Source organism: Synechocystis sp. PCC 6803 substr. PCC-P, assembly GCF_000284455.1.
Taxonomy (GTDB): Bacteria; Cyanobacteriota; Cyanobacteriia; order Cyanobacteriales; family Microcystaceae; genus Synechocystis.
This window is the reverse complement of the sequence record NC_017039.1, coordinates 2297103-2312522: the sequence shown is the minus strand read 5'-3', so window position 1 is coordinate 2312522 and position 15420 is coordinate 2297103. Positions and strand designations below refer to the sequence as shown.

Genomic DNA, 15420 nt, shown 5'->3' with positions numbered 1-15420 from the left:
AGCCCCTACCGTCACTATAAGAGTGTGAACGTGTCGGCCCCAGGCAATGGATTGGAACCATGGCTTTTCGGCCCATCGTTGTGTCTTATATTCTTACTTGTTAACGGGAGTTAATTAAAATTATGGGAAAAGTTGTTGGGATTGACCTCGGTACTACCAATTCCTGTGTGGCTGTAATGGAAGGGGGTAAACCCACTGTTATCGCCAATGCAGAAGGTTTTCGCACGACCCCATCGGTGGTTGGTTATGCCAAAAATGGCGATCGCCTAGTGGGGCAAATTGCCAAGCGTCAAGCGGTGATGAACCCGGGCAATACTTTTTATTCTGTCAAACGATTCATTGGTCGTAAATTTGATGAAATTACCAATGAAGCCACCGAAGTTGCCTACAGCGTAGTTAAAGACGGCAACGGCAATGTGAAACTAGATTGCCCAGCCCAAGGAAAACAGTTTGCCCCGGAAGAAATTTCTGCCCAAGTGCTGCGGAAATTGGTGGACGATGCCAGCAAGTACCTAGGGGAGACCGTTACCCAAGCCGTCATCACCGTTCCTGCCTACTTTAACGACTCCCAACGGCAAGCCACCAAAGATGCGGGTAAAATCGCCGGGATCGAAGTCCTGAGAATTATTAACGAGCCCACCGCTGCCTCCCTAGCCTACGGTCTGGATAAAAAGGATAACGAAACCATTCTGGTGTTTGACCTAGGGGGCGGTACTTTTGACGTCTCCATCCTCGAAGTAGGGGAAGGGGTATTTGAAGTATTAGCCACCTCTGGGGATACCCATCTGGGAGGGGACGACTTCGACAAAAAAATTGTCGATTTCCTGGCCGGTGAATTCCAGAAGGCCGAGGGCATCGACCTCCGTAAGGATAAGCAAGCTCTACAACGGTTAACCGAAGCGGCCGAAAAAGCCAAAATCGAACTTTCCGGCGTGAGCCAAACGGAAATTAACCTGCCCTTCATCACTGCCACCCAGGATGGGCCTAAACATCTAGACACCACCCTGTCCCGGGCCAAGTTTGAAGAAATTTGCTCCGACCTGATTGATCGTTGTGGTATTCCCGTGGAAAATGCCATTCGGGATGCCAAAATCGATAAATCTGCCCTGGATGAAATCGTTCTTGTTGGCGGTTCCACCCGGATTCCCGCCGTGCAAGAAGTGGTAAAGAAAATTCTTGGCAAAGATCCCAACCAAGGAGTTAACCCCGATGAAGTAGTGGCCGTCGGAGCTGCTATCCAAGGGGGTGTACTTTCTGGGGAAGTCAAAGACATTCTGCTCCTGGATGTTTCTCCCCTCTCCTTGGGCGTAGAAACCCTAGGGGGCGTCATGACCAAAATCATTCCCCGCAACACCACCATCCCCACCAAAAAATCTGAAACCTTCTCCACCGCTGTGGACGGTCAAAGCAACGTGGAAATCCATGTGCTCCAAGGGGAACGGGAAATGGCCAATGACAATAAGAGCTTGGGAACCTTCCGCTTAGATGGTATCCCCCCTGCTCCCCGGGGCGTACCTCAAATCGAAGTTACTTTCGATATTGATGCCAACGGTATTTTGAATGTCACTGCTAAAGACCGGGGTACGGGCAAGGAGCAGTCCATCAGCATCACCGGGGCTTCCACCCTGCCTGATACGGAAGTAGACCGGATGGTGAAGGAAGCTGAATCCAACGCCGCCGCTGACAAAGAACGTCGGGAGAAAATTGACCGCAAAAACCAAGCGGATTCCCTCGTTTACCAAGCGGAAAAACAAATCACCGAGTTGGGCGATAAAGTGCCCGCCGCTGATAAAATCAAAGCGGAAGGTTTAATCAAAGACCTGAAGGAAGCTGTAGCCCAGGAAGATGATGCCAAAATCCAAACGGTGATGCCGGAACTACAACAGGTTCTCTACAGCATTGGTTCCAATATGTACCAACAGGCTGGAGCAGAGGCTGGGGTAGGCGCTCCCGGTGCTGGCCCTGAAGCGGGAACTAGCAGTGGCGGTGGCGATGATGTCATCGATGCGGAATTCTCTGAGCCGGAGAAATAGGTCTGGGTTTTAAAACCTGTATTGAAAGTCCCCTAGCCCCCAATACTGGGGGAATCAGATTCGATAATCCTCCTTTAACCAGGGGGATTTTTTGTGCTTTTTTTAGGAAAAATCTATTATGCAGAAAGGACTTGCTGATTTCTTTGATTTTTGATTCCTGGAACCATTGTGGCCAATCTTTTCCCTGCCTTGCGTACTCCCCTTTACAACCTCATTACGGAACAAACTACCAAGCTCACAACCTTTGGGGGTTGGGAAATGCCGGTACAATTTGCTGGGCTAAAACAGGAACACCAAGCGGTGCGGGAAAAGGTGGGGATGTTTGATATTTCCCATATGGGGAAGTTTGTCCTGACTGGACAGAAGGTTTTGGCAGCATTGCAAAGTTTAGTGCCTTCAGATTTAGACCGTTTAACTCCCGGTAAAGCCCAGTACACTGTGTTGTTGAATGCCCAAGGGGGAATCATTGATGACATTATTGTTTATGACCAGGGCAAAAACCCAGAAGGACAAGAACGGGTAACTTTAATTGTTAATGCCGCCACGACGGTCAAGGATAAGCAGTGGTTACTGGAGCATTTACCTGAAGAGATTGATTTTCAAGATTTATCCAGGGAAAAGGTTTTAATTGCCCTCCAAGGCCCAGAGGCACTTACAATTTTGCAGCCTTTAGTGGATCAGAATTTAGGTGAATTACCCGCCTTTGGCCATTTGGAAGCAGAATTTCTCAGGGAAAAAGCCTTCATTGCCCGTACTGGTTATACCGGGGAAGATGGCTTCGAAATTATGGTTTCCCCAGAAGTGGGAAAACAACTCTGGCAAACTTTCGGGTCAAAAGGTGTTACTCCCTGCGGTTTAGGAGCCAGGGATACCTTACGGTTGGAAGCTGGCATGGGTTTGTATGGACAGGATATGAATGACGAAACAACGCCCCTGGAAGCAGGTTTGGGTTGGTTGGTACACCTTGATAGTAAAGGGGATTTCATTGGTCGTGCGGTGTTGACAGAACAAAAAGCCAATGGAGTGGAAAAACGTTTAGTGGGCTTGGAGATGTTGGCAAAACAAATTGCCCGCCATGATTATCCTATTCTCCACAACGGCGAAATTATGGGCATTGTCACCAGTGGCACCCTTTCTCCTACCCTGCAAAAGGCGATCGCCTTGGGTTACGTCCCCACGGAACTGGCCAAAGTGGGCCAGGAATTGGAAGTGGAAGTTCGGGGTAAAACTTATGGCATAAAAGTTGTGAAAAAGCTCTTTTATCGTTCCGAGCAAAAACCTCGTTAACCTGAGTTTTGGGTAAGGCTAAAAATGAGAAAGCTCAGTAAATCAAAGACTTTGTTTGATCCCTAAATTTATTTAGTTCGCCTTGAACCCATGGTGGGAGCGTGTACGAATAAAATTGACAATGTTGGGATTTGCTGGCTCTATTTCGGTTGCCCCGAGAAAGCGTTTAAAAAGTTGAGTTTTGGCTGTTTAATCCCCCCTAGCCCCTCTTGGAAAGGGGGGAACTGTGACAAAGGTCCCCCTTTTTAAGTGGGATTTAGGGGGATAAATACCTAGTCTTGCGCTTTTCAAACACGTTCTGAGAGGAAAACCTTGATTAAAGACAAGGCTTTCAGTAAGTCCTAATCTCGAACTCACGTCAATTTAAGGTACATTATTTCTTTCAATGAAAATTAATTTAATTTTTATGATCTGCGCTGTATTATTTGCTGGTACAGCCGCCGCCGAAACCTGTGCACCACTTCCTCCCCAGGTATCTTCCACTGCGGGCAACACCGTTCGAGTGACCATCGGCCCTGAGCTTGGTTTTAGCTCCCATGGCAACACCTATTTTCTGATTACTCGCCCAATATCTACCGTTACGATCAAGCTCACCCCTGTGACAACCGATGGGGCTAGTTATCCAACCCAGTTAATTGCTCGATATTCAGACGACACCATTTTTGAGTCCGGTGCCCCAATTTTCGTCCCAGACTCCACCAATCCAATTGTCTGGGGGCCGTTACAAGTTAATCAGCCTGGGAAAGTTCTGGATGTGTTTAATGTCAAGATTCTGGAAAATTATCGCCTTTATCCCCAGTCCAAAGGGTTTACCTACGACCTAGAAGCCATTGGCTGCGGTTAGTTTGCCCATCGTTTCCCGCCCATCGTTCATAACAACCATTACAGTAACTGAGATAACTGCCATGAGTCCCTTTCCAGCTAAATCCCTACTAATTGCCCTAGTTCTTTCTTGGCCTGCTAGTTTTGATGCCGCCCTAGCGGCTCCCGTGCCGGCCTCAACCTACAAAACATCTGGGATTCCAGCACCAGAGGCGATCGGCAATGATGCCAGTCGTTATAAAGTTACCATTTATCCCACTGTTCCCGGCATTGGTACCCGGGATGTTGCCCCAGATCCCGATGGGTCGGTTTGGTTTAATGGGCAATGGTCTGGTGTCATTGGGCATCTCAATCCTAAAACCGGCGAAGTAAAACTTTATCCATTGGGGACTGGTTCCCATCCCCATGGTGTAGTTATGGGCCCGGATGGAGGACTTTGGATCTGTGATGAATCCAATGCCATTCGTCGGTTTGACCGCAAAACCCATGAAGTTAAGACTTTTCAACTCCCTCCCTTCTCCGGCAGTATGGGTTACGGCAATTTAAATACCCCAGTATTCGATGGCGAGGGGATTCTCTGGTTTACGGCTCAAAATGGCTATTACGGACGCTTAGATCCGAGTACTGGAGATATGAAAATTTTCCCTGCTCCCCAGGGATTTGGTCCCTATGGAATGACTGCAACTCCCAAGGGGGAAGTTTGGTACACTAGTTTGGCGGGGAATTACATTGCTCGGATTGATACGAAAACCTATCTCCCGGAAGTTTTTCCGATTCCGGATGATAAGGCCAATGGCTCCCGCCGAATTTGGTCTGATTCTCAAGGTCATATTTGGATCACAACTTGGGGAAATGGGGCTTTGATGCGCTTTAACCCCCAAAATAAGAGTTGGGATTCTTATAAACTGCCAGGCTTAGGGCCCCGGGGCTATTCGACCTATGTGGATAACCAAGACCGGGTCTGGAGTTCTGATTTTGGAACGAATTCAATCCATCAATTTAATCCAGAGACGATGTCATTTACGGTTTTTCCTGGCAATAAACAGAATGTACAGACTCTACAGATGAACGGTGTTGGAGACAAAATTTGGGCTGGACAGCAGGGTGTTGATCAAATCGTTTTATTTGAACGTATTCCCTAAACATTCACCGCTGCTCATCACTTATGCCAAGGTGATCGCCTATGAATTTATTTCGGAAATGTTTACTAATCCTTGGCCTAGCCAGTCCGCTCTATCTTGGTTTGGGGCAAACCTCTGCCCATGCTGAGGCTGTCCCTCCCCTTGCGCCGACGACTTGCCAAGCAACCAATTTGCCTCAGCCATCTACTGCGGCCATTCGGGAGCTAACTCCCACAGGGACACTCCGGGTTGCCATTAATACTGGCAACTATGTTCTTGCAACCGAAGCTGATGACTTTGGCCCTTTTGGTATCTCCGTTGATATTGCCCATTTACTGGCAAAAGGGCTAGGGGTTCCCAGTGAATTTACCGTAGTCCAAGCTGCGGCTGTTTCCTTTGAAAGGGTAAGTAAAAATTTATCTGATATTGGCTTCTTTGGGGTGGATCCTTGGCGGGCTGAAAGTGTAGATTACACCAACCCCTACATTCAAATTGAAGGTGCTTATATCGTCAGACAAGATTCCCCAATCCTAACCCTGGCTGATGTGGATCGTGCCGGCATTCAGATAGTTGTTGGCAAGAACAGTGTTTATAACCTTTTCTTGGATCGGAATATTCACCATGCCCACCTCGTCCAGGCCCCGACATCTCCCGAGGTAACAGGTTTTATGCTCGCCCACAAATTTCCAGTTGGGGCAGGAATTCGCAACCAGTTGGTGGCGGACATGAAGCGCTATGGTGGATTAAGGATTTTATCAACATCTTTTATGATTATTCATCAGGCCATGGCCACAGGAAAAGGCCGCCCCCAAGGGCTAAGCTATCTCCAGTCTTTTATCAGTGAACTAAAAAAAAGTGGATGTATCCAGGAATTGATCACAAAGTATGCGGTCGATGATGCGGTTGTTTCTCCATAAACAGACTGAGTTCAAAAAAAATGCCTATTCAGTAAGTTTCTTAAATGTTACGCATTAGTGAAATCAAACTACCCCTAGACCATGACGATATAGCTTTGGAAGAGGCTATCTTAAAAAAGTTAGGTGTTAGCAGCAAAGAATTAACCAGTTACACCATTTTTAAACGTAGTTATGATGCCCGCAAACGGGGGCAAATTCTTTTGGTTTACATTGTTGATGTAGTAACGCCCCTAGAGCAAAAACTACTGAACAAATTGGCCGGCGATCGCCAAATAATCCCCAGTCCTGATACAACCTATAAACTTGTTGCCCAGGTTAAGCCCGATCAAAAATTTGAGGGAAAACGGCCCATTGTGATTGGCACGGGACCCTGTGGCATGTTTGCCGGTTTACTACTGGCCCAGATGGGTCTGAAACCGATTATTTTGGAGCGGGGCAAATCGGTACGGGACCGCAGTGTGGACACATTTCGCTTTTGGGTGAAAGGAAAACTCCATGCTGAATCCAACGTGCAGTTTGGGGAGGGGGGAGCAGGAACTTTTTCCGATGGCAAACTTTACAGTCAGGTGCGGGACCCAAACCATTACGGTCGCAAAGTGTTGGAGGAATTTGTTAAGGCCGGAGCCGATCCAGAAATTCTTTATATTAATCGTCCCCACATTGGCACCTATCGCCTCGTTAAAATTGTGCAAAATTTGCGCTCCACCATAGAAGAGTTGGGGGGAGAAATTCATTTTCAAAGCCATGTTACTGACATAAATATCAAAGATAATCAAGTGCAGGGAGTAACCCTAGAAAATGGCGATTATATTGCCACTAACCATGTGGTGCTAGCGGTGGGACATAGTGCCAGGGACACTTTTAAAATGTTATTTGAACGGGGAGTTTATATCGAAGCAAAACCCTTTTCCATTGGTTTTCGCATTGAGCATCCTCAATCTTTAATAGATCAATGTCGTTTTGGGACGCAAGCTGGCCATCCCCGCCTTGGTTCCGCCGATTATAAATTAGTTCACCATTGCCAAAACGGGCGATCGGTTTACAGCTTTTGCATGTGTCCGGGGGGAAAAGTGGTGGCTGCCGCCTCGGAACCAGGTCGATTAGTCACCAACGGCATGAGTGAATACGCCCGGGATGAAGCCAATGCTAACAGCGCCATTGTGGTGGGCATCACTCCGGAAGTGGATTATCCAGATCATCCCTTAGCGGGCATTGCTTTGCAGAGATTTTGGGAGGAGCGGGCTTTCCAGTTGGGGGGAGAAAACTACCAAGCACCGGGGCAACTGGTGGGGGATTTCCTAGCCAATCGGCCTTCCACTAAATTTGGCTTCGTTCTACCTTCCTATAAACCGGGGGTAAAACTAGTCAACCTAGGGGAAAGTTTGCCCGATTATGCGATCGCCGCTTTGCGGGAAGCCATTCCTGCTTTTGATAAAAAAATCCGGGGTTTTGCCATGGATGATGCTGTGTTAACTGGGGTGGAAACTAGAACATCTTCTCCCATTCGCATTAAACGGGGAGATGATTTCCAAAGCATTAACACCGTTGGCCTTTACCCTGCTGGGGAAGGGGCTGGTTACGCTGGGGGCATTTTATCCGCTGGCATTGATGGCATTAAGGTAGCAGAGGCGATCGCCTTGGATTTTTTTGCTAAAGTTGACGTCTGAGTAGAATAATCTTGTAACGCCAAACCTAGCTAGGGTATTGATAAATTTGATGAGTAACTTAGAACAAATTGAAAGACAAGTTAAACAGCTAAGTCCCTCGGATTTCGCCAAATTCCGCGTATGGTTCCACGAGTACGATTGGCATGCATGGGATCGTCAAATTGAGCAAGACTCTAAGTCTGGTAAGCTAAAAGCCTTAGCGGAAAAGGCATTGGCAGACCATAACGCTGGTCGGACAAAAGTGCTTTGAACCACCACACTAACTCTGATTTCTGGTTTTGTTATCGGCATCTGCCAGAAGAAATTCAGAGACGGGCAGATAAGGCTTATCAATTACTCAACCAAAATCCTCGCCATCCCTCACTCCATTTCAAAAAAGTGGGAGAATTATGGTCTGTTCGAGTCACCTTAGATTATCGAGCATTGTCGGTTGAAACCGATGACGGCTATGTGTGGTTTTGGATTGGTACACACGAAGACTACGATAAGCTATTGGGCTAAAGGTGTCCTCCCGAAAATAAGCCATCAGCGACGCAAAATTCTCCCCCCCGCTAACATCAAGAAAAATTGTCTAATTGGGCAATGGTTTTATCGGCAAATATCGACAAATATTGAACGTATGACTTCCCAACCCGTACCCCATCCTTCTGCCCGCCATAGTCACGCCCATCCCCATGTCCACAGCCAAGAATCCTTACAAAAGTTAGTTAATCGCCTCTCCCGCATTGAAGGCCATATTCGGGGAGTGAAAACCATGGTGCAGGAAAATCGTCCCTGCCCAGAGGTGTTAATTCAGGTGGCGGCAGTCCGGGGGGCATTAGACCGGGTGGCTAGATTAATTTTGGATGACCACATGAATGAGTGCATCACCAGGGCGGCGGCGGAAGGCAATATTGAGCAGGAGTTGGCGGAGTTGAAGGAAGCCCTAGACCGGTTTTTATAGGGTTTTTACAACCTGTCGCCATGCGTATTGTTGCCTACGTTTATTCTGATCGCCTGTTGGAACCAGCACCGGATCCTCAGATTTGGGGAGTGGAGGTGGACCAAGTTTATGTGGATCTAGGGGAAAGGTCAGCCCTGGGGCAACTGTTGGAGCATTGCCAAAATCAGAGCATTGATTATTGTCTGGTTAGAAATCTCAATGAATTGGGCCAGTCCACCGCCGAAGTCAGCCAAACTTTGACCCAATTGGAAAATTATGGCATCACGGTCATCGCCCTAGAGCAGGATTATCAGAACCATGGCAAGGCCGAAATGGCGATCGCCAGACAACAATGGTCAGAACTGTGGGCCAACCTAGAGCAAGAACAACGCAAAGATAGTCTCCGCCGAGGCCACGCCCGTAATCGTTTAGCTTTAGCTCCTCCCCCTGGTAAAGCGCCCTATGGTTATCGTCGTAGTTCTGGCCATTATGTGGTGGACCGGGCGACAGCTCCGGTAGTGAAAGCATTTTTTGAAAAATTTATCCTCTCTGGTTGCCTGCGGAGCTCTGTCCGCTATTTGGAACAGACCTATGGCAAGAAAATTGCCGTGGCCACCGGACGACGTTGGTTAAGCCATCCCGTGTATCGGGGGGATTTGCTCTACCAAAATCAAACCGTCATTGCCGATACCCATGCCCCTTTATTAAGCCGCACTGAAGCAGCCCAAATTGACCGCCTCCTACGCCGTAACGCTCCTCTACCACGCCGCACCGCCAGTGCCCCCCGTTCCTTAGCTGGTTTAGTGAGTTGTGGCCGTTGCCAGACCCCCTGGGTGGTGGCCCATGTGACATCCCGTCATCAAAGCAAGGCCTATCTTTATCTCCGGCCCCGCCATTGTCCCGAACAACCACAATGCCAGGCGATCGCCTATGGACAATTGTTAGAACAGGTAATTAAGCAAATTTGTCAGCAGTTGCCCCTGGCTGTGGCCCAGTTATCCCCGTCTTCCCTGGGCACCGAGTATCAGCATTTACAACAGGCGATCGTTGAAAAACAGAGTTTACTCGAGCAACTACCCACCTGGGAACAGCGGGGCGTACTGGACAGCCACACTCATCAACTGCGCCGGTACCAACTGAAACAAGACCTGGCCCAGCTACAACAACAGTTGGACCAAATGCCCCCGGACGAATTGCAACGCATCATTCCTGCCGTTTCCCTACCGCAATTTTGGCGAGACCTGTCGGAAACGGAACGCCGTTTTTACTTCCGGGAGTTTATTCGTAGTATCCAATTGGAACGAAAACCCCAGGGATGGGATTTTTGCCTCACCTTCGTCTTTGGAGCCAAGGGAAACCCAGCGACCTAGGCTTCTCCCCGGGCCATGGCGCGGATAATATCCCCTTGGGTCAAAATACCGATCAGTTGCCTACTTTCCACATTCAACACTGGCAGACGGCGAATTTTTTTCTCATTCATCAAATGGGCCGCTTCCCGTAAAGTTTGGGTGGGCAAAATGCTAATAGGAACATCGTTCATCACTTCCCCCACCGTTTGTCCCAGGGCTTTGTGCAATTCCCGTTCGTGGCGGGCGGGATTTTGTAGGTAAATAATACTGTCTAGCAACATCACATAGGGAGGCGTATCCACCCCAGACTCCTGCCACATCAAGTCGGTGTCGGAAATGACCCCCACCAATTTTTCCTGGTCATCCAGCACCGGCATGCCACTGATGCGATTCTCCGCCAAAAGACGAATGGCATCCTGTAGGGGGGTATCTGGTTTGACTGTGATGGGATTCGGGGTCATCACTTCCCCAACCGTTCTGCTCATAAAACCTATGCTGAATTTGGAACTTTGACCTAACTTTTTTTTGTTATACCCAATCTATTCTAAGTCTCGACAAGCCGTTTTTTCAAGGAATTGGCCCGCCGTTGAGCTACTTTATTGTTGGGTTCTATTGCTAAAGTTTCTTGGTAGGTTTCCAACGCCTTGTTAACCATTTGTTTTTTTTCATAAACATTGGCTAAGTTATTTAAAGCAATGACATAATCTGGGTATAGTTTCAAGGCATCTTTGTAATGGCGAATGGCCAGATCAAATTGCTCCTGAGCGAAACAGGCATAGCCCATAGCATTGTAAATCAAAGCTTGGTTTTCTGGCTCCACTTGCTCGGCCATTTTGAGGGCTTTTTGAAATAAATTAATCGATTGGGAATATAATTTTTTGTCTAAATAAATGCTACCCAATTGATAATATTCCTGGGCGGTACCTTTGGTGTTTTGTAGCTTCTTTTGTAGTTTGCTAAAGGTATTTTCTAGGCGACGGGCCTTTAACACCTGACTGAAGACAAATATGCCCAGTCCCCCCAAAATAATCAATAAGACGGAAAGATAAACAATGGGTAGAGACTCAGTCATGGGAACAGTGAACTTAATACTTCGGTGAAAGAATTAACGGGCGACAAAATAGGCAACGGCCCCGACGGCCAACATCTTTGGCGATCGCTAACCCCAGAAGCCCATTGTACGTGGTTACGCTTCCATCTCACTAGGAAAATGCTCTGGCCTAGGTTGTTAACGTTTCTTCGGCGATCGAGAGGGATAGAGAAGCAGCCTACGGTGAAATGTATTGTGACGAGCCTCCATTATTCATTTTTACCTTCCAGGGTGGGCACTTTGCCTGGGGCATTCTCGATCGCCGCAATGGCTGCCCGCGCCCCCGCCTTAATATCCCTTTCTTCCCCTCCCAGGTAAAGTCGACCAAAACTACCGATGGAACTAACCTGCAAAATATTGATAGAGGCAGACTTTTCCGCCTCATTGGCCGCCAGGGAAGCATAGGCCGCCGGTTGCACTTCCAATACAAACAGGGTTTGCCCCGCCAACAGCATATGGCCCCGCCGATTACGGTTAATTAACTGGGTTTGATAGGCATCGATGTTGCGAATAATTTGACTAGACACCACCTTGGGCTTGATGCAGTCACTGGCTTTGGCACCGATATATGCCAAAATCGCTTGCCCTGCCGCCCGCACTTCCCCCTGATTACTGGCATGGATTTCCAACAAACCGTAGAGCCGTTCCACAAATAATACCCCCGGCCGCACCACCGCTGCCTTAAGAGCAATATCGGTAATGCGGTTAATTTCAATGCCTGGGGAAACTTCCACCCAGAGGGAACAATCCCCCGGTAGCGGCAAAAAGCCGGAGGCCACCGTCCCAATGTAGGCTGCATGTTGGGACTGGAGACTATCCAGGTAAACGTAACTACGGAGTTCGATGCCCATGGCAGTGGAAATGCAAAACTATGGCGGCGGGCTGACGGTGGGGCAGTCCCTCCTCCAAACAAAACAATTAATCGCAGTGGGGAAAACTATTACCGTCAGTGGAGACAATGGGGTTAAAGCTAATGGATCAACCCACAAAAGCACCGCCCCATCTTACCTGAATATCGGCTTGCTCCGATAATGCCCCTGAGCTAAGTCAGCGTAAATCTGACAATGATGTCGTCGAAATCTAGGTCTCCTCCGCCGAGAAAATCTTCAAAACCAATCACGTTGGGTCCCAAGTTTGTGCTGTGGCTGATGCCATCTGGGTTGGCCGACCCAAAGGCAAAATAAGTCTGATTAATACCGGAAAGACTGTCATTAACCGTTAAAAATGGCGCATACAACTCGCCACCCAAAATATTGAAGGAAAATGCTCTGGTTTCTAGGTCTTCTGCCGTTAGGGTGGAGCCAGTGGCTTGCAAACGATTGCTATCTGCCAAAGCTGCTTCTTGATAACCTACCTGTCCTGGGTTGATTACACCACCTGTTAAGGGATCTAGCACTGCACCGTTATCGTCCAGAAGTCGATAAAAACCCATGGATCCATCAAAAAAGGCTTCCCGACTGTAGGAACCCGATACGGTGACGGAACTACCCGCCGTAAATCCCCTGGCGTTAATTAAATCGATGGCCGTGGGATTGGCGATCGCCGTGGTTAAATCCGTGGCTTGGTCATCAGCGGCAGCAAAGGAAGCATAAAATACCTTCCCATCTGGGTCAGTGTACTGATAAATTTCATGACCTGTGGCCAGATCTTTAACCGCTAAACCCACCTCTTGCCCAATGGGAGTACCACTGAAGGGATTACGCAATACGGGGCCATCCACTTCCACATAGGAGACTTTGGTGGGCTGGCCGATGGTATCCGTTACCTCAATTACCTGGGGACTACTGGACACAGTAAAGGGCCCTGGGGGACCATTCTCTGGATCATTGCCGGGGCCACCGGGATTATAAACCGCCGAATAATCCCCTTCGGAGGGCAAAGCAACCCTCTTAATTTGGCGAACTGCGGCTTCGTCCCCTTTGAGGATAATGTCGTAATAGTTGTCATGATCTTCGATGTAAGTCAGGTCATAGCTGTCCTGAACCCCGGCCAAATCCGCCAGCCCCAACACCTGCACCAGACCAAAGCCGGGAATTTCATAATCAACACCAGTTTGGGTTAGGATAACTGTCCGTCCCGTAATATCTTCCGCTTGGAGTTGAAAATACCGTTCAAATTCTGTGGGTAGTAAACTGGCAATGCCATCGGGGGAAAAACCGGCGCTGGTGTAAATTCGCAAACGAAATTGGGCTTGGTCTCCATATAAATCCCCGCCACTGTTATTTTGATTGGTGGCTAACCAGAGGGGAGCCCCTTCCCCCAGGTCACTGAAGCGGTCTAACTTAGCGGCGACAATTTTGGGACCATTGCCGGCCACGTAGGGGTTGAGACTATCAATGGTAATACCCACCGCACTGACCGGGCCGTTGGGTCCCACCATTTCCAAAGGAGTACTGTCCAACACTGTGCCTACGGAAACGGGATAAATCGCTCCCTCCGTGCCTGGGGTTAAACGATTACCAAAATTGCCCGTAATTACTACCGTTTGCCGTTCGTTGTATTCACTGTTGGGAATCAAAGAGGCGATCACCGGGGTGACAATTTCCCCCGTGTTAAGCATTACCTGAAAATCTGTGGGATTAAGGGTGGTGGGAAAAATGGGCCACGCAAAAACAATGGGAATGTTATCGTTTTTTTCCAGATTAACGCCATAAACACTCTGCACTGTGTCTGTGCTAATAGCCGAAGTGTAGGCCCGTTGGGTGGTGGTGGACAAATCCCCCAGGTTATTCCAGGCCACATTGTTGTCAAAGGCAATCTGTTGGGATTCCGCATCGGTGCCATCCATACCGGGAATTCCCATATAACCATCAAAGCCATAGTTGGCTGTTACAATTCCCCCTTCCTGATTGAATAGGTCACTGCTGAGCAGAATACTGGTGTTGAGGGAACTACTCTTGGCGCTGAGATTTAGGCGATCGGCGGCGAGGTAGGCCAACAGGCGATCGGCTAGGGGGGTGTATTGAATAGTCATAGATTAATTCAACAGTAATATTTCACAAAGTTATCGAGTTTGAACTCGCAATAATTGCATTAATTAAGTTGATTTAAACACTCGCACTGAGGGCCAGGGTGGCATCTTGATATTCTGTCACAACTTCCCCCCCATGCCATTCCTGACTGTCCAGGGCCATTTCTTCAATTAAACTGGCTAACTTCAGGGCCTTGAGGGCCTGTTCTCCCCCCACTGAGGGTTGATCACCTCCCCTAACACAATGAATAAAATGTTCTAATTCAGCGTGGAGAGGTTCAATATTACTGGTGTAAACCTTTTCGATTAGACCATCCTGGCGATACAATACCTGGCCATAGTCCGCGCTCCAATCAGCGGTGGTTTGGCGATGGATCAAAATTTCGTTATTGAGAAAATCCGCTTCGGTGAGGGAATTTTTGCAGTGGGCGGCGATGGAACGAATTTTACGATGGGTGACCTTACTGGCGGTGAGGGTGGCCACAATGCCGGAGGAGAAGCCTAACGTAGCGGTGACATAATCCAAATATCCTGACCCAGAAGCCCGACTGCCACTGGCGGACAGTTTAACCACTTCCGAACCCACCAATTCCAGCAACAGGTCAATGTCATGGATCATCAAATCCAATACCACGGAGACATCATTGGCCCGCTGGGAATAGGGACTCATGCGATGGGCTTCGATCGCCAATAACTCTTCCGTTTTGAGAATTTTGGTTAGCTCTAAAAATGCCGGGTTGAAGCGTTCAATGTGCCCCACTTGGAGAATGCAATTGGCATCGGCGGCGGCATTAACCAGGGATTCCGCTTCAGCAATGCTAGCGGCAATGGGTTTTTCAATCAGAGTATGGACATTATTTTGCAAACAATTCATGCCCACATCGTGATGGAGCCTAGTGGGAACCGCCACACAAACCGCATCCACATGGGGCAACATCTCCTGATAATCTTCAAAAAAATGCACCCGATACTTACTGGCGGTGTCTAGGCCCCGTTCCACATTGACATCGGCAATACCCACAAACTCCACATCCTTCATCAGGCTCAGGACTCTGGTATGGTGCTGTCCCATATTGCCCACCCCAATCACCCCGATGCGGATCGGCTGAAGGTAACTCCGTTGCCCGTTGAGCTGATGGCTCGTCATGATGCTGTTGCCACTCCTAAACACCTAGCCAGCCGCAAAATACTGACTGTTATAATTAACTTCACGAAAATTCATGCCTTAGATACTAGCACAG

Annotated in this window: 14 protein-coding genes; 9 read left to right on the top strand and 5 right to left on the bottom strand. The window is 48.4% G+C overall.

Going from position 1 to position 15420, the window contains the following annotated elements; translation table 11 throughout:
• Positions 1-122: 122 nt before the first annotated feature.
• The 8 genes from dnaK to SYNPCCP_RS10885 all read left to right on the top strand — a co-directional run bounded on the left by dnaK (position 123) and on the right by SYNPCCP_RS10885 (position 10139).
• Entirely contained in the window at positions 123-2033 is a 1911-nt protein-coding gene (dnaK, locus tag SYNPCCP_RS10930; RefSeq protein ID WP_010873288.1) for a molecular chaperone DnaK, read from the top strand.
• A 168-nt stretch (positions 2034-2201) separates the two neighbouring features.
• Entirely contained in the window at positions 2202-3320 is a 1119-nt protein-coding gene (gene gcvT / locus SYNPCCP_RS10925; protein ID WP_010873287.1) for a glycine cleavage system aminomethyltransferase GcvT, read from the top strand.
• Between the two features lie 385 nt (positions 3321-3705).
• On the top strand, positions 3706-4164 hold the full coding sequence (locus tag SYNPCCP_RS10920; RefSeq protein WP_010873286.1) for a hypothetical protein: 459 nt from the start codon (positions 3706-3708) through the stop codon (positions 4162-4164).
• A gap of 61 nt (positions 4165-4225) precedes the next feature.
• Entirely contained in the window at positions 4226-5284 is a 1059-nt protein-coding gene (locus tag SYNPCCP_RS10915) for a virginiamycin B hydrolase Vgb (protein WP_010873285.1), read from the top strand.
• A gap of 41 nt (positions 5285-5325) precedes the next feature.
• On the top strand, positions 5326-6180 hold the full coding sequence (locus SYNPCCP_RS10910) for an ABC transporter substrate-binding protein (protein ID WP_010873284.1): 855 nt from the start codon (positions 5326-5328) through the stop codon (positions 6178-6180).
• A 44-nt stretch (positions 6181-6224) separates the two neighbouring features.
• Positions 6225-7847 (top strand): NAD(P)/FAD-dependent oxidoreductase, encoded by a 1623-nt coding sequence (locus SYNPCCP_RS10905; RefSeq protein WP_010873283.1) that lies wholly within the window; start codon positions 6225-6227, stop codon positions 7845-7847.
• A 619-nt stretch (positions 7848-8466) separates the two neighbouring features.
• Positions 8467-8790 (top strand): metal-sensitive transcriptional regulator, encoded by a 324-nt coding sequence (locus SYNPCCP_RS17680; RefSeq protein WP_020862211.1) that lies wholly within the window; start codon positions 8467-8469, stop codon positions 8788-8790.
• Positions 8791-8810: 20 nt separating this feature from the next.
• Positions 8811-10139 (top strand): recombinase family protein, encoded by a 1329-nt coding sequence (locus SYNPCCP_RS10885; protein WP_010873280.1) that lies wholly within the window; start codon positions 8811-8813, stop codon positions 10137-10139.
• Here SYNPCCP_RS10885 and SYNPCCP_RS10880 read toward each other — a convergent pair.
• From SYNPCCP_RS10880 to SYNPCCP_RS10870, 3 genes are all read right to left on the bottom strand, one after another.
• Entirely contained in the window at positions 10136-10603 is a 468-nt protein-coding gene (locus SYNPCCP_RS10880; protein WP_010873279.1) for a CBS domain-containing protein, read from the bottom strand. The genes SYNPCCP_RS10885 and SYNPCCP_RS10880 overlap by 4 nt on opposite strands.
• A 59-nt stretch (positions 10604-10662) precedes the next feature.
• A complete protein-coding gene (locus SYNPCCP_RS10875; RefSeq protein ID WP_010873278.1) occupies positions 10663-11190 on the bottom strand; it encodes a tetratricopeptide repeat protein in 528 nt (175 codons plus the stop codon).
• A 227-nt stretch (positions 11191-11417) separates the two neighbouring features.
• Entirely contained in the window at positions 11418-12059 is a 642-nt protein-coding gene (locus SYNPCCP_RS10870) for a hypothetical protein (RefSeq protein ID WP_010873277.1), read from the bottom strand.
• Between SYNPCCP_RS10870 and SYNPCCP_RS10865 the strand changes: the two genes are divergently transcribed.
• Positions 12058-12240, top strand: a complete 183-nt coding sequence (locus SYNPCCP_RS10865; protein ID WP_020862212.1) for a hypothetical protein — start codon at positions 12058-12060, stop codon at positions 12238-12240. The genes SYNPCCP_RS10870 and SYNPCCP_RS10865 overlap by 2 nt on opposite strands.
• A gap of 10 nt (positions 12241-12250) precedes the next feature.
• Here the strand turns inward: SYNPCCP_RS10865 and SYNPCCP_RS10860 are convergent, their stop codons facing one another.
• Both SYNPCCP_RS10860 and SYNPCCP_RS10855 read right to left on the bottom strand, forming a co-directional pair.
• Positions 12251-14182, bottom strand: a complete 1932-nt coding sequence (locus SYNPCCP_RS10860) for a DUF4114 domain-containing protein (RefSeq protein WP_014407129.1) — start codon at positions 14180-14182, stop codon at positions 12251-12253.
• Positions 14183-14255: 73 nt separating this feature from the next.
• The gene (locus SYNPCCP_RS10855) at positions 14256-15326 is read right to left on the bottom strand and encodes a Gfo/Idh/MocA family protein (RefSeq protein ID WP_020862213.1); all 1071 of its coding nucleotides are present in this window, start codon (positions 15324-15326) and stop codon (positions 14256-14258) included.
• Between the last annotated feature and the right edge of the window lie 94 nt (positions 15327-15420).